We start from the raw sequence: 18076 nt of genomic DNA, 5'->3' as shown, positions 1-18076 counted from the left end.
CGGCGGCCGGTCGATCAGGCCACAACGCGGTCGCGCCCACCGGTTTTGGCCTGATACAGGCGCCGATCGGCTACCCGCAACAGGCTATCCAGATCGCTGCCGTCGCGGCCGAATTCGGCGATACCGATGCTCGTGCTCAGGCTGATTTGCTGGCCGGCATAGACGCACGGCTGGGCGCGCACGCGTCGGCATAGGTCTTCGGCCAGGGTAATCGCCGCATCGCGGTGCGTATCGCGCAGCAGCACGCAGAATTCCTCGCCGCCGATACGACAGGCCAGATCCTGTGCACGCAGACGTTCGCGCATGACCCGCGCGGCCATACACAGCACGGCATCGCCTGCTTCATGCCCATAGCAGTCGTTGATGTGCTTGAAGTGATCGAGATCGAGCATCAGCAGGGTCAACGGCATGGCCTGCGCCGCGTCATCACGCGCAAGCGCTGCCATAAAGACCTCGCGCAAATGCATGCGATTGCTCAGGCCGGTCAATGGATCGGTCTGGGCCATACGGCGCAGGCGTGACTCGGCATGCTCGCGACTGGCCTCGTAGAGATGCGAAAAACCGAAGATACAGATCGCCACGAGCACGACGTTGGCCAGCGAGCGCAGTTCCGAATAGCCGTGCTCGAAACCAAACTGGGCAAAGAAAATCACGCCGGATACCGCCAGATAAAAGCCGGCGACCGCCGCCCCCAGCCACCGGCCCAACAGCAGATAGGACAGAATCGGGATCAACAGCACCCAGGCGAATACGCTCGGCACCACCGCCGCCGTGGTCAGGGCAAACATCATCACGGTGAAGAACGGCAGCAGAAAGACCATGATCCAGAGCTGCAGCCGTCGGGTGCGCGCGATCGTGCGTATCAGACTCGCCGCGAATCCCGCCATGAGCAGTTCCAGCGCCATGAGCGCGTAATCGCCCGCGTGATAGTTGAGCAGCGCGAACAGCACGCCGAAAACGGCGGTGAACAACAGCAGTGCCTGGGTAATCGGCCGGCGATACGGCGCCGCTGCCGTTGATTCGTCCCTCATAGAGGCCGGCCAGTCTGCCTGCGCCGGCAACGATGCATGGTCACCGCGGATCGTATTCTGCCTGGCTTTCATTCACTGACCTGTCATGCCGAGCGGCGACGTCCGTTATGCCTGGCCGCCGCAACCACCGGCCGAGGAATGTTTAACCTGGGCGGCTGCAACAGCGTGTGGGCGTACCGTTTTTATCGGCCGACAGCGTGATTTCGCAAGGCCTCGCCCGTGGCCCGGTTCGGCCGGCGTACTCGTACGCTTACGGCAACGCGATTCATACACCATTCAGCGATTCATCGTTAAATACATACTGAACGATTAAAACGACGAACCTGGAGAGCGCACATGAACATGTCCCTACGCAAATCGCTAACTGCGGCGACCCTCGTGACCGCCTTATCGGGCGCGCCGGCCATGGCCTGGGATGACAACACCCTCTCGGCCGCACTGGGCGGCGGCGTCGGCGGCGCGCTGGGCGCGGCTATCGGCAATGAAATCGGCGGCAATACCGGTGCGATGATCGGCGGCGCCGTGGGCGCTGCAGGCGGCACCATGATTACCAACCGCAACCACCGCGACGACGATCGTTATTACGATCGCGATTATCGTCGGCGTGGATACGATTACGGGCGCTACAGCCGCTATCGCTACTGATTCGCTCGCCCACGACCCGCGCGCAGCCCGTAGCGGATAAGCGCTTGCGCTTACGTTCGGACCTTATCGCCCCGGCATGACGCGATAGTCAGGCCGGGGCGATTGTGTCATGCACGACGGCGTTGCTCGTCCTTGGCCAGATACAGCACCTTGTCGGCATATTCGCTGAGCGCGCTGGCGTGCTGAGCATGGGTCGGGAAAATCGCGGTCCCCATACTCGCCGATACCTGCAGGCGATACTCGCCGAACAGCACCGGCTGTTCGATTGCCGCCACCATGCGTTGTGCCTGCGCGGAGGCATCGTCGTCGCCAGCGACATGCCATTCGATGATCGCGAATTCGTCGCCCCCGAGCCGTGCGACGAGATCCTCGCGGCGCGCCAGCCGCTTCATGCGCTCAGCGATGGTCTTGAGCAACTCATCGCCTGCCCCGTGACCATAGGTGTCGTTGATGGGCTTGAACTCGTCGAGATCGAGCATATGCAGGGCAAAACGCTCACCGGTGCGCCGACAATGGTCGATCCGGTCGGCCATGGCCTGTTCGAAGGCATACCGGTTGGCCAGCCCGGTCAACGGGTCGAGATAGGCCAGCTCCTTGTGCCGGGCGGCCTGGCGATATTCCGCCAGCGCCTCGCGTAGTTCCTGGGCGATTTCCAGCGTGGCCTCACCCCAGGGTTTGGCGCGGTAGCGCACACTCTGCGACCAGGCCTCGAACGAACTGCGCGGCGTAAGCGTCTGTGCGGTATCGCCCGGTTCGGGCTGCTTGCCGGCCCAGGTGATCTTTTGTACCTGTTCCTTGCGCACGGCCAGCAATTCGCACTGCGGGCTGATCGACATACTGACCACACCCGCGCCATGCCGGCACAGGCCCGGATGACCGCGCAGCGCCACCGGCAATACATCGAAATGCAGAAAATCGCCATCCTGATGGTCGCGCGTCCAGTCGTCGAGTGCAGCCAGCGCAGCGGCATCGGGCAACTCGCCCTGCGTATGTTCGTCGTTGCCCCAGCGCAGACGCAACCCATCGGCTTCGAGCATGGACTGCAGCCCCGCGAGCTGACCGACGAGCAATTGCTTGGGTTGATCCGCGGTGGGGTCCAGCGCCCGGCTCATCACGGCCAGGCGCTCGCGCAGCACCGACCGCAACGATTCCATCGCGAGTCGACAGATGTTGGTCAGATGCAGACAGGCCAGACGCGCCATTTCCTCGAACGCCAGCCGCTCGATCGAGTTCAGCACCTTGCCTGCATAGTCGTGGCAGGTAACCAGCCCCCAGAGTTCGCCCTCGACCAGCAGCGACACGCTGAACGAGCCGCGAATGCCCATGTTGCGCAGATACTGGATATGCACCGGATGCACCGCCCGCAGCATCGAAAAGGTCAGATCCAGTGGTTCGTCTATATCGGGCGCGGCATAGAGCTCGACATTGTCGGTTTCGGTGTCCGCGATGATGCGCTGCCAGTTCAGCGTATAAAGTCGACGTGCATTCTCGGGAATATCGTGGGCAGGGAAACGCAGCCCCAGAAAACCTTCCACCCCCGGCTTGCAGCACTGGTCGATGACCTCGCCGTCCCAGTCTTCGAGAAACCGATAGACCATGACACGGTCGTAACCGGTACAGGCCGCGATCGTCGACGTGAGTACGCCCGCGATCTCCTTGGGCGTATGCACGCGCGACAATCGGGTGATGAAATCGATCCGCGCGGCCTCGTCCCACCAATCCGGCTCCGCGATGGCCGCCGGCTCGAATTCCAGCACGTAATGCCGGCCGCGCTGGTGGCCGACGGCGGTGACCGGCACGATCAGTTCGACCTGACCGATCCGGTTGGCACCCACGCCCTGGGCCAGGCGTTCGAGTTGCGGCCAGGCCGCGCCAAGCACTTCGGCGGCCGGGCGACCGAGCAGTTGCTGCGGCGTACGGCCGAGCCATTCGCCGATGTTGGCTGAGCAATATTCCACGCGGGCGCTATCGATACATACCGCAACGAGCGCACCCAGCGGCTGCAAGGCACCAATAAGCTGCAGATCGCCCTTTTTGCAATCGGCGACGACCTCCGGGTTCATACCGGTCCCCGGCCGGGGTCATCCAGCGCCTGATAAAAATGTTCGAAGGTACGACGCGCCGAACGGGCAGCGCGGGCGACTTCGTCGCGGCTGTGCAGACCCGACAACCCCACCCGAAGACGACGCCAGTCATTGCGGCTGACAAACGCTGCCGACCAGAATTCGGCGCGGGCGGCCAACGGCGCTGCCGGCGAGCCCGCCAGCGCCGTGGCGATGACGCGGTGCCCGAACTGGGCGCCATCGACCACATAGCGCGCGCCGAGATAGGCGGGCGTGCTGTCGATCGGCCGGCCGCTGGCGGCAAGCCCGGCGCCGGACTCGCCAGCACGATGCAGGTCGGCCAGCAACGCCGGCGAACGCAGCCGATAAGCGCCGACAGCGCGCGGGCGCCAGTGCTCGGCGGCCACGAACTGCCGGTCGAGTGTGGCGTAGATTGCCGCCGACAAACGCAGCGCCCGACGATATTCTTCGACCGTACAATCATGCGCAGCCAGACGCGCCAGCGGCGTATCGCGCTCGATAGCGGTATGCAAACGCGCGGTGCTTCGCCGTATCAGCGCAAGCGGATCCGGCGTCGACACGGCGCAGCGCTGGGCAAGACTACGAACCTGCATGGTTGGGGCACTCTCTGGTCCGGCGTGCCCGCGCGCCGTCTTGTGCAGACGCTGCGAAGGGCAGAAGACACCGGTCGCGATCGTTTAGGGTAGCCCGACCGCGTGACGGAAAAACTAACGTGTCCGAATACTATACGCCGGGAACAACAGCGCACAATTAAATTGCGCCGCAGTGTTTACCTTGCAACCCGCCGCCGCCAGCCGTGCCATGGGCGACTCGTTGTCCCGTTCACACCGACCTGGCACGACATCAATCCGTCTTATTACGCGATAGCCTCCCGGTGTGCCCGCCCGGAGTGCCTGGCTTTTGCCCTGGCGCCTAACCCCGCCCGCCAGCCGTGACGCCGGGCGCCGTACCGATGACCGTTGCCGCCGGTACGCCGGTCGCGGCCTGGCTGCTCGAATAGGACCAGGTGCCGGCCACGACGATGGCACAGGCCACGCCCAGACAGGCCAGCGATGCATTGCGCCCGAACCGGGTATAGCTGTTTCGCTCGTTGATCCCGCGCCAGGCAAAGACAGCACCCGCGACGATACACACGGCCAGCGGCAGCCACACCAACGGCGACGAACAGGCGCCGTAAACCAGTGCTCGCAGATAGTCGAGGTCGCCCGCGAGACGCGCCCACTGTGTTTCAGTCATAGCGTTGTCACCGGAAATTCACTTTACAGTTTCGCTATCGGCGGACCGGGCCGTGGCTTGAGCCGGTCCAGCGCGTACGCACCGTTGTGCGATACGATCGCGGCTGGGTTTTGAACACGCGGCGCACGCGCCGACGCAACGGGCATGAATCGAGAACGAACGTTATGGCTGGCGCTGGGCGCCGGTGCGGCGATTGGCGCGGGCATCCTCGCACGGCGTAGCGCGGCGTCAGCATGGCGCTATACGCTGGCCGAAGAGCCGCCCATCAATATCGAGGATCAGGACCCGGGCTGGCCGCGGATTCTTGCCTGGGCCGCCGTGAGCGGCTTTTGCGTGGCCTTTGCCCGGGTGGTCGGGCGCGGCGTGGCCAGCCGCGCCTGGCAGCGCAGCCTCGGACGCCGGCCACCCGGTTACTGAGCGCGACTACCCGCGCAGATTGCCCAAGCGCGCGTCGAGCTGGGTCAGGCGCTGGCGCAGCAAGTCCGGAAAACGCTTGTACCACGTGGCATTCAACGGTGAGGGATGCGGCAAGGGCCGGATATCGAATACGGCCCGCTCGCCCTCGTCGGTCGTCAGCTCGATATCGATCGCGGATTCGAAACGATCCTCGCGTGCCCAGAACGCCTCGATACGCGCGCGTTCGTCTTTCGGCTGATCGATACCGAACCATAAAAACGCCTCGCGGCCGAGAGTAATCAACGAACGGCCCTGCCAGGCATTGATCAACAACGCGCGCATGGTCGGCGCAAAGCTACGCTTGACCTTCATCGACCAGGCTTTGTTGCCGATGGGCTTGTAGGGCACGGTGTTGATCCAGAAAAAATCCTCGCCAAGCGCGCGCGACGTTTCGAAATCCGGCAACTCGTCGCCATGCAGATGCCGATAAATCGTCTTGCGCACGAGCTGCCCACCGGCGCCGATGAACGGCTCGCCGTACTTGATTTCGTCGGTGCCGGGATCGCGGCCGAAAAAACCGATCCGCGTATCGGGTGCGCCGAGGCCGATCACCGGTTCGAGCGGATCTTTTTCGAAACGCGCATACACCGCGCGATCGATGCCGTCGACCTGGCTGGCCAGATCGCGCAGCGTGCGGTGTTGTTCTCGGCTCAAGGGCATGCCCGGACCTCGCTAGCAAAAAGGCCGACGCAGCCTATAGCGCTGCCCGGTTCGCGGCAACACGCAGTGGGCGTGCGTCAACGCCGGCGCAGATTCACCACCACCAGGATCACGCCCGCCACCAGGGCCATGAGAAACCACTGCGAAGCATAGGCATAGTGGCCGAACGGGCGTAGACCCACGGTATCGGTTTCTTCCGACCAGTCGCGCACAAAGCCGCCGGGCGCGCTGGCATCGAGCAGCAGCACCCCGTCCAGCAGGGCCGGGTCGTACTGACAACGCAGCGCCTCGATCGTGGGATAGCTCAGCACCCGCGGCCAGCCCTGGCCTTCACAAGCCGATGTCCTACCCCAATCGAGCGCTGGCGCAGGCAGCGGTTGCCAGATGCCGCGGATCTGCACGCGCGCCGCAGGCACGGCCGGATCGGGCAGGCCCGAATCGCTGCGCGCAATCCAGCCGCGATCGACCAGCACCCGCTTGCCGTCGTTCAGACGCAGCGCTGTCCATACGTGATACCCCACCTGCGAAGCATGGGTCTGATCGGCCAGCAGGATCTGTCGATCGGCATCGTAAACGCCGGCCGCGTCATAGGTGCGCCCGTAGACAAGCGCCTGATCCTGACCGGTGATCGCCACCGGTGCTGCTGCCTGCGCGGCCTGCTGGGCTTCGAGCAGGCGCTGCTTGTAATGCGCCCGCTCGATCTGCCAGACACCCAGCGCACAGAATATCGTCGCGCCCAGCGCGAACAACAACACGCCCCACCAGGGCGGCGAAAACCGATACGGGCCGATATCCATAGCAGCACAGTCTTTGATTGCAGCGGGCATCGCCAAGCCGGCGCTTTAGGCACCGCCGATACGCGCATCGAATCACACCGAGTATAAAGGCCCGAGACTTGGGCCACGCCAACGGCTAAAGCCGTGCGTGATAGCGGCCGTTAATCACGGCAAGGCCCGCACGACGCGTCGCCTTATCCACACGCCTCAGCCGAGGCAGGAAGGCCATCATGGCGTCTGGTAAGAAATCTGCTCCATCTCGCCCGGTACGCGGGCCTCAAGGTTCGCGCCGTGCAGCGCCGACCAGTGCAGCGCCCAAAGCCGAACCGCGTAACTGGTCGGTCCGGCTGCTCGATCTCGACTATTCCTGAACGGCGCGCCCGAGGCGGCTTGTACGCCGCCAGCCCCGGGCCGCTGGCGCTCACCCCGCGGCGAGTCGGCGCAGCAACGCTTCGGTTGGTACCCAGCCCAGACAGGCATCGGTAACCGACACGCCATAGGCCAGCTCGGAGCCAAGCGCCTGTTTGCCGGTTTCCAGATGGCTTTCCAGCATGATCCCGGCGATGGCGCGCGTATCCACGCGCCGCTGGGCGAGCACCTGCTCGGCGACCTCGGGCTGGCGTAGCGCATCCTTGCCGCTATTGGCATGGCTGCAATCGACGATCAGACGCCGGTCGATACCGGCCCGTGCCAGCGCGTCCGCAGCCGCGGCTACGCTGTCGGCGTCGTAGTTGGGGCCACGCCGGCCACCACGCAGGATCAGGTGCGTATCCGGATTGCCGGCGGTCGCGACCAGCGCGGATTCGCCGGCGTCGCTCATGCCGAAATGGCTGTGCGCACGCGCGGCGGCCTGGATGGCATCCAGCGCGGCGCCGAGTTCGCCATCGGTACCGTTCTTGAAGCCCACCGGCATGTCCAGACCGCTGACCAGTTCCCGATGGGTCTGGGATTCGGTGGTACGCGCACCAATTGCAGCCCAGCTGAGCGTGTCTTCGAGATAAGCCGCCGCCGCCGGGCTGAGCACTTCCGTGGCAATCGGCAGACCCAGTTCGGCCAGCTCGATGAGCAGACGGCGCGAGATTCGCAGACCGGCTTCCAGATCGTTGCTTTCGTCGAGATGCGGGTCGTGCAGCAGCCCTTTCCAGCCGACGGTGGTGCGCGGCTTTTCGACATAGGCGCGCATGACGATGAGCAATCGGTCGCCCAGTTCATCGGCCAGCGCGGCCAGACGCCGGCCGTAGTCGAGCGCGGCCTGCGGATCGTGCAGTGAACAGGGGCCGGTAATCACCAGCAGGCGGTCGTCTTCGCCGCGCAGCACGGCGCGGATAGCCGCGCGCTGGCGCTCGATTTGCGCGGCCAGTTGGGCCGATACCGGCACGGCCTTGCGCAACGCAGCCGGTGTGCTCAGACGAAAGGCCCGGCGCGCGGGCGAGACGGTGTCGAGATCGTGATTAACGCTGGCGAGACGGGCGGTCATGGGTCGTTCCTTGCAGTTCATGCGCGTTTGTGGCGCGCGAAGACATCAATACGTGGTCGGCGGTGTCGCCGTCGATAAACCAGTGGCGGTCGCGGTCGTCGTAATACATGGCGTGTTCCTGTGTGCTGCTGAATTCGTGGCGGTATGCCAGAACGAAAAAACCCCCGGTTGGGAGGCCAACCGGGGGTTTGAAAACTCTTCGGCAGGCGTCCCGTATGCCGGGCGCCTGTCCGGGTGGATCAGACGCCGTGGCGGCTAAACCAATACCCGTAGAAATAAATCGAGGCCACGCGCGCCTGTGCGCCGTGTCGCATCGTTATGCTGTTGTCGTGTGTTAACGGCATGGATGGAACGCCTCGTAGATTTCGCCAAGAAGCCTACGCCCTTGCGCGATCAAGCTCAAGCACCTGTTGCACAGGCCGATACGCTATAAAGGACCCGCGCTCGTAAAGCACGGCACCGCTGGCGTGGCGGTCGGATTGTTCCTGGCGCACGCCAATACGTTATGTCCTGGATTCGGAGTCATGTATGGGCCGTCGTTCGATTGTGTTGTCGCTCGCTGCGAGCATCCTGCTCGCCGCCGGCTGTGCCCACGGCCCGGAGGAACACACCGCCCGTTATCAATGCGATAGCGACCGGCCGCTGACCATCACGTATCGGGGCCCGGATATCGCCGTTGTGCAAATGGGCCCGCGCCTGATCGAAATGCAAAGCGCACCGAGCCCGATCGGCCAACGTTATACAGGCACCGAGCTGCAACTGCTTTTGCGCATCGAAGACGAACAACGCCTGGCCACCGTATTCACCCGGGGCAATGACGGCGGGCCAGGCAATATCGTCGAACAATGCCGCGAGACCGAGCGCGACTGACTGACGCCCGGGCGGTGGGCGCGCCCTGCCTCGCCCAATCGGTCGTCCACAATACAAGCGCACAGACGCGGGGCGTATCTCTATACTCGGGGGCCGTATTCAGCCATGCCTGTCCGAGACGCGATCATGAAACCGGAAACTATTGCCCTGCATACCGGCTATACGCCGGATGAACAGCACGCGGTGGCCGTGCCGATTCACCAGACCACCTCCTTTGCCTTCGACAACGCCCAACACGCGGCGGATCTGTTCGATCTCAAGGAAGTCGGCAATATCTACAGCCGTATTACCAACCCGACCTGCGGCGTGCTCGAACAACGCGTCGCCGCCCTGGAAGGCGGTATCGGCGCGCTGGCGATGGCCTCCGGCATGGCCGCGATTACCGCGGCGATTCAGACCATTGCCGAGGCCGGTGACAACATCGTGTCGATCAGCGAACTGTATGGCGGCACCTACAACCTGTTCGCGCATACGCTGCCGCGCCAGGGCATTTCGGTACGCTTTGCCGACAAGGACGATCTCGATGCGATGGCCGAGCTCATCGACGAGCGCACCAAGGCCGTCTATTGCGAATCCATCGGCAACCCCTCGGGCAATATCGCCGATATCGCCCGGCTGGCCGAGATCGCCCATGCCCACGGCGTGCCGCTGATGGTCGACAACACCGTGTGCTCGCCCATGCTGCTGCGCCCGATCGAGCACGGCGCGGATATCGTGGTGCATTCGGCGACGAAGTATATCGGCGGCCATGGCACCACCCTCGGCGGGCTGATCGTTGATTCCGGGCGTTTCCCCTGGCTCGATCACGCCCAGCGTTTTTCGCTGCTCACCGAGCCGGACGTGTCGTATCACGGCATCAATTACGCCAAGGACGCAGGCGAGGCCGCCTTCATCACACGTGCACGCGTAGTGCCGCTGCGCAACATGGGCGGCGCGATGAGCGCCTTCAATGCCTGGCTGTTCCTGCAGGGGCTGGAAACGCTCGCCCTGCGCATGGAACGCGTGTGTTTCAACACGCAACGCATCGCCGAATACCTGGAAGCCCACGAACGCGTGGCCTGGGTCAGCTATGCAGGGCTTGCCAGCCACCGCGACCATCATCTGGCCGAGCGCTATATGAACGGCCAGGCGTCGGGCATTCTCAGCTTCGGTATCGACGGCGGTTTCGAGGCCGGGGTCGCGTTCTACGATGCGCTCAAGCTATTCATCCGACTGGTCAATATCGGCGACGCGAAAAGCTGTGCCGCCATGCCGGCTGCCACCACCCACAGCCAACTCAACGAAGCCGAGTTGGAAAGCGCGGGCGTGACCGCCGATATGGTGCGGCTTTCGGTCGGCATCGAACACATCGACGACCTGATTGCCGATCTGGAACAGGCCCTGGCCGCAGCCCCTGCGGGCTAGCTAATAGCGCAGCCCGGTGACGATGCCCCGGGCTGCGCAGTCTGCTTACAGCAGGCTCGCAGCACTGACCGTGTTGCCACTGCGCTTGGCCTCTTCCTTGAGCCGCGTGATCAGCCCCATGAGCGCACACTCGTGGCGTTGGCCGCTTTGCCCGGCCAGCTGCACCAGCGCACAGCTGGCCGAAAGCAGAGCAAAACGCGCGCGCTGGCCGCGCCGGTCGTGACCGACGATATAACCCGCCTGGCGGTGTTTTTCGTCGTATAAGGACTCGGCATCGCGTCGAAACGAGGCCACCACCGATAGCGCCGCCTCGAAGCCGGCCGCAAACGATACGTTCTGCAGGCCGACGAAGAAATCGTCGCCGCCAATATGTGCGACCAGCCCCCCCGAAGCCGCCAAAGACCTTGGATAGCCGCTCGGCAAACATGCGCAGGGCGCGGTCGCCCATGCGAAAGCCGTAGGCATCGTTGAAGGTCTTGAAATTGTCGAGATCGAAATACATCAGCGTGAGCGCGTTGGCACCCGGCAGATGTGTGCCGATGAAGCGTTCGATCGAGGGGTTGCCCGGCAGGCCCGTGAGCGGGTTCTGATCGCGCGCGAGCTCCAGATTGCGTTCCTGGACCGCCAGCACCAACGCCTCGGCACTGAGCATACCGCGATAGCGTCCGTCTTCGGTGATGATCACCCCGTCGCGGCTCGGACTGACTGCATACTGTTCCAGTATCGTGTCGATCGGCGTGTTGATATCGGCCACCGGACAACGGCGCACGAACAGATCCAGATGGTCGTCGATCTTCTTGCGTGACAGCAGATCCCGGCCATAGGGCGAATAGATATATTCCTTGAGTTCGGTCTCCCGGATCACGCCAATGGGATGCCGATTGTCGTCCAGAAACGGGAAGAACGAGCGCTGCGGGTTGACCCGGAACGATTCGAAGATGTCTTCCATGCGCATATCGACATCGATCGCCGGCGCGCCGTCTAGCTGATTACCGACGAACCGGGATTCGAGTTGCTCGCGACGGCGATCATTGCCGCGTATCCGGCCAACGACTTCATACACCGGCACCAACTGGTCGATACGGGTCGTGGGGCGTTGAATCAGATAGCCCTGCACCAGATCGCAGCCGATCTCGCGACAGGTATAGAACTCGGCCTCGGTTTCCACGCCTTCGGCGACCACCCGTATGCCCAGCGTCCGCGCCAGGCTCACCACATGCGACAGAAACACTTTCTTCTTGTGGTTGCTGCCGATGTCGGCGACGAAGTAGCGATCGATCTTCACGTATTCCGGATGGGTGTCGTACAACAACGCCAGCCCGGAAAAACCGGTACCGAAATCGTCGAGCGCCACCTGGACCGTCGAGTCTCGAAAGAACTGCAATATGTCGCGGGATGCACGACCACGATCCAGATGCTTGCGCTCCGAAACTTCCAGCACCATCGAAGACGCACGCAGGCCGTATTGCTCGAGCAGTTGCATGGTTGATACGGCACGAAAGCCCGGCAGGCCGAACAACCGGTTATCGAGATTGAAGAACAAACGCAACGTTCGGTGATGCGGTAGGCGGCAGAATTTCTCTACCGCGAGCTGCTTTAGCAGGGCATCGGTTTCGACCAGCAAATCATTTGCATGGGCGTAATCGAACACACGGTCGATGGTGCTGAACCCGGCATCGCCGCAGCCACGCATGAGCGCTTCCACACCGTAGCAGCGGCCACTGTTGAGACTGACGATCGGCTGAAACGCATAGTCGATATGGCGCGCGATCACACCCAGAAAATCAGCCTTGTCGTCGTGCACGCGCACGGTGTGGTGTACTGCCTGTTGCATGTCTGCTCCCGCTCATCGCCAGATCGGGTGCCGCCCGGCAACACCCGTACAGCCGCTGTCTGATCTATCGACAACGACCGGCGACCGTTGACAGCAAAAACGCAGGTGTCACGAAAATTTCACGCGCCCGCGTCAGAGCATCAAGCCGCCGAAAAACATGCCGCGCCAACGATTTGCACGCCACTCTAATCGTGGGCAACCGATCGCGGACGCGCGCACGTCGAACGATTATCATTTTCGCTGGCAAACCGCTGCCTGTCTGGCTGTGTTCAACGCCATGCCCGATCGTGGCGGCATCGTGCTTCGCGCTCATGCTGGCCCGTTTTGTTTTTCTCGTTCAAACCCGGGCGCACATGAAAAGGCCATGTCTGCGCCTGGCCACCGATGGAATCACCTATGGCTTCCGGCAATCCGGCACTGACTAGCAAAACCTTCGAGCGCCTGCCCGCGACCGACGGCGCGCGCATGACCCTCAACGGCACGGTGCACAAAACCGCGCTGTTGTTGCTGTTGACCGTGGCCAGCGCCTTCATGAGCTGGCGCGCCGGCTACGGCATGCTCCCGCCCGATTACGACGCCGCGGCCAGCTTCGGACCGTGGATTATCGGCGCGTCCATCGCCGGTCTGGTGATCGCACTGGCGATCGTATTCAGAAAACAGTGGGCGCCTTTTCTGGCGCCGGTCTATGCCATCGTCGAAGGCGTGGCCATTGGCTTCATATCGATGCTGCTGGAAATGCAGTTCCCGGGCATCGCACTGCAGGCGGCCACGCTCACATTCGGCACGCTCGCCGCCCTGCTCATGGCCTATCGCAGCGGCTTAATCCGGGCGACGGAGAATTTCAAACTGGGCGTGACCGCGGCGACCGGCGGCATTCTGGTGGTCTACCTGCTCGATCTGGGCATGCGCTTTTTCGGCATGTCGATCGGCTTCATTCACGAAAACGGCTGGATGGGCATCGGCTTCAGCCTGTTCGTGGTGGCCATCGCCGCGCTCAATCTGGTACTCGATTTCGATTTCATCGAAACCGGCGTCGAACGCGGCGCGCCGGCCTATATGGAATGGTATGGCGCCTTTGGTTTGCTGGTGACCCTGATCTGGCTGTACCTGGAAATCCTGCGCCTGCTGGCCAAGGCGCGCAGCCGTTAGCACACGGCCCGACGACGACGATTCATTCATGAGCCCCGGGAAAGACGCCATGAACACAGAGGATGCTGAACAACACCGGCCCGCCACTCTGAGCGAAGCACAGCGCCAGCGTTTTCCGCTGGTCACCGACAAACCGGAGACGGATGACGCCCAGACCTATACCGTATTCAGTTATCTCGTGAGCGCGATCGGCCTGCTCACCTTGCTGGTCGGCGGGTATTTCCTGCTGTTCGGGCCCGAATACGTACGCTACAACGTCGTTACCGGCATGACGTTCAAACAAATACTCCAGGCCTACCCGGGCCCGATCGCCTCGCTCGGGGCGGTAGCCGTGGCGATCGGTCAGGCGATCGGTAACGCCGGCGAAAAACACCGCGTGGCCGCTGTCGAAGCGGTTGTGACCACAGCGCTCGAACGCGAACAGATCACGCCGGACGACTTCGGCGACGAATACCGGCTGAGCATGCGCAAACGCCAGGACGATCGCCTCGAGCTGGACCTGGTGGACGTTACGCAATAGCGTTTTGAAAGCACGCCATTCAAGTCCGGCGTGCGCGCTGCCGATGGCCCCAGAGCAACTCGGAGCCTGACACCGGCTCGCGGCAGGACACATTCAAAACAGAACCGGCCTATCGATGACGATCGACGTCCACGACGAAACACGGGCCGCCGATGCGCCGTTCGCCGATTATCTGGCCGCCCAGTTCATGGCCCGCAAGAGTTTTTCGGCCCAACTGAGCGCGCCCGAGCTCGAGCCGGCACGTGCGGCCTGCGACTATCTGCTGATCCGCCACGACGGCCTGCAATTCAGCGCGGTATGCATTGTCGACTGTGAACGCGACCCCGCGCGCACCTTCGGTTTGTCGGCCGAGCGCACGCGCGAGATCATCGGCGCCTGTCGCCATTACGCGGGCCGTATCGGCATGGCGAAAATGCCGGTGCACCTGCATGTGATCGAGGTGCGCGGCCAGCCGATCGATACGCAGACGCGCAAGCGGCTGAAACCCTACAAACGACGCTCTCCGTTGTCCAAAAGTATCGTCACCGCCTGGGCGCTGGATAGCAGCAACGCCACGGTCTGGACCAATGCGCCGATCGCCATGCGCTGGGGCCAGGGCCGCTGGTTCGAACGCCTGCTCGCCGGCCCGCGTACGCCGGTCAGCGCCGATGACAACGGCCGGCGTCTGGTGCGGGTCGCGCCGGGCCGGCCCTGGGCGAGCTTTGCCATCGCGCTCGTACTGATCGCCATGTACGGCGTCCAGATCGCGTTTGCCGTGAGCCCCCAGGCCAGTTTCATCGGCTTCGATACCCAGAGCCTGTTCGCGCTCGGCGGGCTCAACCCGGCTGCCGTGTTCGAACAGGGGCAATGGTATCGCCTGATCAGCGCCGTGCTGTTGCACGGCGGCGTGTTGCATCTGCTGTTCAATCTGGTCGCACTGTTGCTGGCGGGCTTTGCGGCCGAACGATTAATGGGTTCGGCCTGGTTCGCGGCCACCTTCGTGCTCGGCGGCGCGGCCGGTGCGGCACTGTCGCTGTGGCTGGGGCCGCCCGGCATGGTGGCCGTCGGCGCTTCCGGGGCGATCATGGCGTTACTCGCGGCCGGCTTGATCTGCAGTTTCCGTCTGGTGGATAACGCCCAGCGCCTGCAGATTCAGATGCAGCTGATGTTCATGCTCATCCCGTCGCTGATCCCCGGCGCCAACCAGCATGATATCGGCGGCGCGACCGACTATGCGGCGCACTTCGGTGGCGCGATTGCCGGCGTCGTGATCGGGTTGGCCCTGCGCCAGAACTGGCGTCGCCATGCGTCGACACCGGCCGGGCAACCCGTCGCCGTGGCAGTAGCGGGGCTGGGCATCGTGCTGGCGGGCTGGTCGCTGACCGCGGTCGCCCACAACTACCCGCGTTATGCCGACGTGCCCGAGTATATTCCCCGCGATCAGGTGACCGGCCCGTGGTCGGCGCTTTCCCAGTCTGAAGCAGCCGAGCTGGCCCGCGCCTATCCTGACGATCCGCGCGGCCATTACGCACTCGGGCGTATTCTGTTTGCCGATAAGCGTTATGGTGCGGCCGAACCGGCCTTTCGTGATGCCCTGGCGGCCTATCAGGCCCATCCGGACGATTTCGTGGACAGCTTCGCCGACCAGACGCGCCTTTTGCTCGCACTGAGTCTGCTGCTGCAAGGCCAGTCCGTCCCGGCCCGCCATGAGGCCGCGCCGCTATGCGATCGCGTCGATAGCGGCAAGATGCACGACGCACTGATGTCCGCTGAGTTGTGCACGCCGGATTGAACCGTCACTGACCTGTCTGACGGGCCGTGCGACGCCCAGGCTAGTCGAAGCGCCAGACCTCGATGTTGTTTTCGCGGGCCACCCGATAATCACGCCCGCTGGGCACGGCACGCGCCAGGCCCAGGCGTTCGAGCTGGGTGCCGACCCGCGCTGCGGCTTCGTCGTTGACGATGGCCATCGTATCGGCCGCGCGCTGTAGCACATACAACAGATACGGCTCGGCGCCGACTTCGATCGGCACGCCGCGATACTGGGTATTCACGGTGTCCAGTTGACGGCGGTGGGGCTTGTCGGCCACCGGCATGCCATCGCCCGGGCGTTGTTCCGCGATCCAGCGATCGAAGAAGGCCAGCTTGTCGTCGAGTTCGGGAAATATCTCTTCAGCGATATAGCGCAGAAACGGCTCCAGCGAAGGCGGGATCGTATCGTCGGCCACGAAAGCCGACGCCTGCTCGGGGTATTCGACGGTATCCAGGCCGGGCGCATTCATGCGCTCCACCCAGCGAAACACCCGCGGTGCGCGTTGCTTCATGATCGCCGCCGGTACCGGATCACGGCCGAGATGGGCGAACAACGGCGCGATCAAGCCGTAATCGGCGATCGACGGCCGGCCTCCCAGCAGATACGGCATGACCGCGAAATGCGCTTCGAGCGTATCCAGCAGGGTTTCGTAGGAGCGCTCGATCAAGGGCGCGGTTTGCTCGGTCACACCGAGCGCGGGCAGATAGGAATGCATCCGCCCCATGACCTTCTCGGCCACGGCCTCACCCGAACCGGTGACGAACGCATGCCAGAGAAAATCGCGCTGTTCGGGCAGATACGACCAGCGGTAATGCATGGCGTGCTTGCGCATCGCCTGGCAACCGAAATACTCGATAATCACCGCTACCACATGCTGCAGCGGTGTGCTCGGATAGACTTGGCGAACGTCACCACGACGCTCGAAGTAATCGATGATATCGATCGTATCCTGAATGATTTCGCCGTCGGGCGTTTCCAATACCGGAATGATCGCCCGCCCGAGCGCCGGCGCAATACGCGCGACGAAATCCGGGTGCGAGGTCGGGCGTTCGACATAGGCGATGCCCTGATTGCGCAAATAACAGCGCGCCTTGCCCGTATAGAGCGAATGCGGCGCGCCGTAGAGCACGTACGGTGTGGCTTGGCTGAACATCGACCCCTCGCTTGTCAACGAACCGACGCTACTTTGCCACAGTCGAACGCGCTTTTATCCGGCCAGCGTTCGACGCTGCCCCTGTGCAGCCGTTTCGCGGCTAGATCGACACCGCCGAGCGCACGTCATCCGGCAGGGAATCGGCCACCTTGGCGACAATGCCGGCATCGAGCTCGTCTTCGAGCACGCCCAGCACCGCACGCGATGCGCGTTCGAGCTGTGCGCCGTCGAGATTGTCGCCTGCGACAGCCACGGCCGCATGCCAGTCCTCGGCGCGGCGATACGTGGTCGGCGTGTCGGCCGGCACATAGCCGTCGTAATAGACGCCGCGCACGAGCAGCGGCAGCTGGGCACCGAGATTCGCGGCGACATCGATCGGCAGGCGATCACGCAGCGTGGTCAGCACCGATCTGAGCGCCTGAAACGCGAACTGTTTATCGTCGGTGTCCATATCGGCCATGATCGCGCCCAACCAGCGGTTGGTCTGCTGTACCGACGTGTCGATCACTGCCAGTCCCAATTCCGGCATACATCCTCCATTATCGAAGCGAAAACGCCACGCAGGCTGTCGCCCACGCGCCTCGAAACCCTGAAAGCGCAGCCGCTATAAATCAATCCGCATTCCAACGTAGTTCAGATCATCTCGGTCGACGGCATGGCCCAGGCCGGGTGGCGTCGCCCGCTGTCACACCGCAGATTGCGCCGGCATCACCGCCGACAATCGATCATTGGAGGCCGTCGATGCCCCGGGCAACAGACACACCGACTGCACGCCGTGGAGCTTGTCCAGCTGCGCACGCAACATGTCCGGACAGCTACTGCCGGAACACGACAGCCGGAGGCGCAGCCGCCCCTTGTCGTGTTCGGCCGCGAAGCGTTCGACCCTGAAACCCCGTTTGCGCACGACCTGAAGCATGCGCTCCAGGGCCACCGGTTCCGGCTGCATCCAGCAGTTGATGGTATGGAAAGACGTGTCGTTGCTAGACATG

At 63.5% G+C, this 18076-nt stretch carries 18 protein-coding genes and 1 pseudogene; 7 read left to right on the top strand and 12 right to left on the bottom strand.

Annotation, left to right across the window (positions count from 1 at the left end; genetic code table 11):
• Positions 1–14: 14 nt before the first annotated feature.
• The gene (locus S4A8_RS12400) at positions 15–1031 is read right to left on the bottom strand and encodes a GGDEF domain-containing protein (protein WP_353220379.1); all 1017 of its coding nucleotides are present in this window, start codon (positions 1029–1031) and stop codon (positions 15–17) included.
• A 336-nt stretch (positions 1032–1367) separates the two neighbouring features.
• On the opposite strand from S4A8_RS12400, the gene S4A8_RS12395 reads away from it, so the two are divergent.
• Positions 1368–1676 carry a YMGG-like glycine zipper-containing protein gene (locus tag S4A8_RS12395; RefSeq protein WP_353220378.1) on the top strand — a complete coding sequence of 103 codons (309 nt, stop codon included), beginning with the start codon at positions 1368–1370 and terminating at the stop codon, positions 1674–1676.
• A gap of 107 nt (positions 1677–1783) precedes the next feature.
• Here S4A8_RS12395 and S4A8_RS12390 read toward each other — a convergent pair whose 3' ends face one another.
• From S4A8_RS12390 to S4A8_RS12380, 3 genes are all read right to left on the bottom strand, one after another.
• Positions 1784–3739, bottom strand: coding sequence for a sensor domain-containing diguanylate cyclase (locus tag S4A8_RS12390; protein ID WP_353220377.1), 1956 nt, complete (start codon positions 3737–3739; stop codon positions 1784–1786).
• Complete coding sequence (locus S4A8_RS12385; RefSeq protein WP_353220376.1) at positions 3736–4353, bottom strand: biliverdin-producing heme oxygenase; 618 nt, start codon at positions 4351–4353, stop codon at positions 3736–3738. The genes S4A8_RS12390 and S4A8_RS12385 overlap by 4 nt, the downstream gene beginning before the upstream one ends.
• Positions 4354–4672: 319 nt before the next feature.
• Positions 4673–4996 (bottom strand): hypothetical protein, encoded by a 324-nt coding sequence (locus S4A8_RS12380; RefSeq protein WP_353220375.1) that lies wholly within the window; start codon positions 4994–4996, stop codon positions 4673–4675.
• A gap of 144 nt (positions 4997–5140) precedes the next feature.
• Here S4A8_RS12380 and S4A8_RS12375 point away from each other — a divergent pair, with 144 nt between their 5' ends.
• On the top strand, positions 5141–5413 hold the full coding sequence (locus tag S4A8_RS12375) for a DUF4235 domain-containing protein (RefSeq protein WP_353176466.1): 273 nt from the start codon (positions 5141–5143) through the stop codon (positions 5411–5413).
• A 6-nt stretch (positions 5414–5419) separates the two neighbouring features.
• Here the strand turns inward: S4A8_RS12375 and S4A8_RS12370 are convergent, their stop codons facing one another.
• The 4 genes from S4A8_RS12370 to S4A8_RS12355 form a co-directional block, all read right to left on the bottom strand.
• Positions 5420–6112 carry a uracil-DNA glycosylase family protein gene (locus tag S4A8_RS12370; protein WP_353176464.1) on the bottom strand — a complete coding sequence of 231 codons (693 nt, stop codon included), beginning with the start codon at positions 6110–6112 and terminating at the stop codon, positions 5420–5422.
• A 77-nt stretch (positions 6113–6189) separates the two neighbouring features.
• Complete coding sequence (locus S4A8_RS12365; protein ID WP_353176462.1) at positions 6190–6909, bottom strand: SURF1 family protein; 720 nt, start codon at positions 6907–6909, stop codon at positions 6190–6192.
• A gap of 400 nt (positions 6910–7309) precedes the next feature.
• Entirely contained in the window at positions 7310–8365 is a 1056-nt protein-coding gene (locus S4A8_RS12360; RefSeq protein WP_353220374.1) for a 3-deoxy-7-phosphoheptulonate synthase, read from the bottom strand.
• Positions 8340–8474 carry a hypothetical protein gene (locus S4A8_RS12355; protein WP_353176458.1) on the bottom strand — a complete coding sequence of 45 codons (135 nt, stop codon included), beginning with the start codon at positions 8472–8474 and terminating at the stop codon, positions 8340–8342. The genes S4A8_RS12360 and S4A8_RS12355 overlap by 26 nt, the downstream gene beginning before the upstream one ends.
• 419 nt (positions 8475–8893) lie before the next feature.
• Here S4A8_RS12355 and S4A8_RS12350 point away from each other — a divergent pair, with 419 nt between their 5' ends.
• Both S4A8_RS12350 and S4A8_RS12345 read left to right on the top strand, forming a co-directional pair.
• Positions 8894–9235: an MliC family protein gene (locus S4A8_RS12350; protein WP_353220373.1), complete on the top strand. Its 342-nt coding sequence runs from the start codon at positions 8894–8896 to the stop codon at positions 9233–9235.
• Between the two features lie 126 nt (positions 9236–9361).
• Positions 9362–10639 (top strand): O-acetylhomoserine aminocarboxypropyltransferase/cysteine synthase family protein, encoded by a 1278-nt coding sequence (locus tag S4A8_RS12345; RefSeq protein WP_353176454.1) that lies wholly within the window; start codon positions 9362–9364, stop codon positions 10637–10639.
• Positions 10640–11048: 409 nt separating this feature from the next.
• On the opposite strand, the pseudogene S4A8_RS12340 reads toward S4A8_RS12345, so the two are convergent.
• Positions 11049–12473, bottom strand: a pseudogene (locus tag S4A8_RS12340) (GGDEF domain-containing protein); the annotation flags it as partial.
• 396 nt (positions 12474–12869) lie between these two features.
• Here S4A8_RS12340 and S4A8_RS12335 point away from each other — a divergent pair.
• The 3 genes from S4A8_RS12335 to S4A8_RS12325 all read left to right on the top strand — a co-directional run bounded on the left by S4A8_RS12335 (position 12870) and on the right by S4A8_RS12325 (position 15913).
• Positions 12870–13622: a Bax inhibitor-1/YccA family protein gene (locus S4A8_RS12335; RefSeq protein WP_353176450.1), complete on the top strand. Its 753-nt coding sequence runs from the start codon at positions 12870–12872 to the stop codon at positions 13620–13622.
• Positions 13623–13671: 49 nt separating this feature from the next.
• The gene (locus tag S4A8_RS12330; protein ID WP_353220372.1) at positions 13672–14142 is read left to right on the top strand and encodes a hypothetical protein; all 471 of its coding nucleotides are present in this window, start codon (positions 13672–13674) and stop codon (positions 14140–14142) included.
• 115 nt (positions 14143–14257) lie between these two features.
• Positions 14258–15913 (top strand): rhomboid family intramembrane serine protease, encoded by a 1656-nt coding sequence (locus tag S4A8_RS12325; protein ID WP_353220371.1) that lies wholly within the window; start codon positions 14258–14260, stop codon positions 15911–15913.
• 40 nt (positions 15914–15953) lie between these two features.
• Here S4A8_RS12325 and S4A8_RS12320 read toward each other — a convergent pair whose 3' ends face one another.
• The 3 genes from S4A8_RS12320 to S4A8_RS12310 form a co-directional block, all read right to left on the bottom strand.
• Positions 15954–17087, bottom strand: coding sequence for a glutathione S-transferase N-terminal domain-containing protein (locus S4A8_RS12320; protein ID WP_353220370.1), 1134 nt, complete (start codon positions 17085–17087; stop codon positions 15954–15956).
• A gap of 100 nt (positions 17088–17187) precedes the next feature.
• A complete protein-coding gene (locus S4A8_RS12315; protein ID WP_353220369.1) occupies positions 17188–17616 on the bottom strand; it encodes a DUF2267 domain-containing protein in 429 nt (142 codons plus the stop codon).
• A gap of 156 nt (positions 17617–17772) precedes the next feature.
• Positions 17773–18075 carry an ACT domain-containing protein gene (locus S4A8_RS12310; protein WP_353220368.1) on the bottom strand — a complete coding sequence of 101 codons (303 nt, stop codon included), beginning with the start codon at positions 18073–18075 and terminating at the stop codon, positions 17773–17775.
• Position 18076 lies beyond the last annotated feature (1 nt).

This window comes from Salinisphaera sp. S4-8 (genome assembly GCF_040361235.1).
In the GTDB taxonomy this organism is placed as follows: domain Bacteria; phylum Pseudomonadota; class Gammaproteobacteria; order Nevskiales; family Salinisphaeraceae; genus Salinisphaera.
Note: the sequence above shows the minus strand (reverse complement) of the source record. Positions and strands in the feature narration are given on the sequence as shown.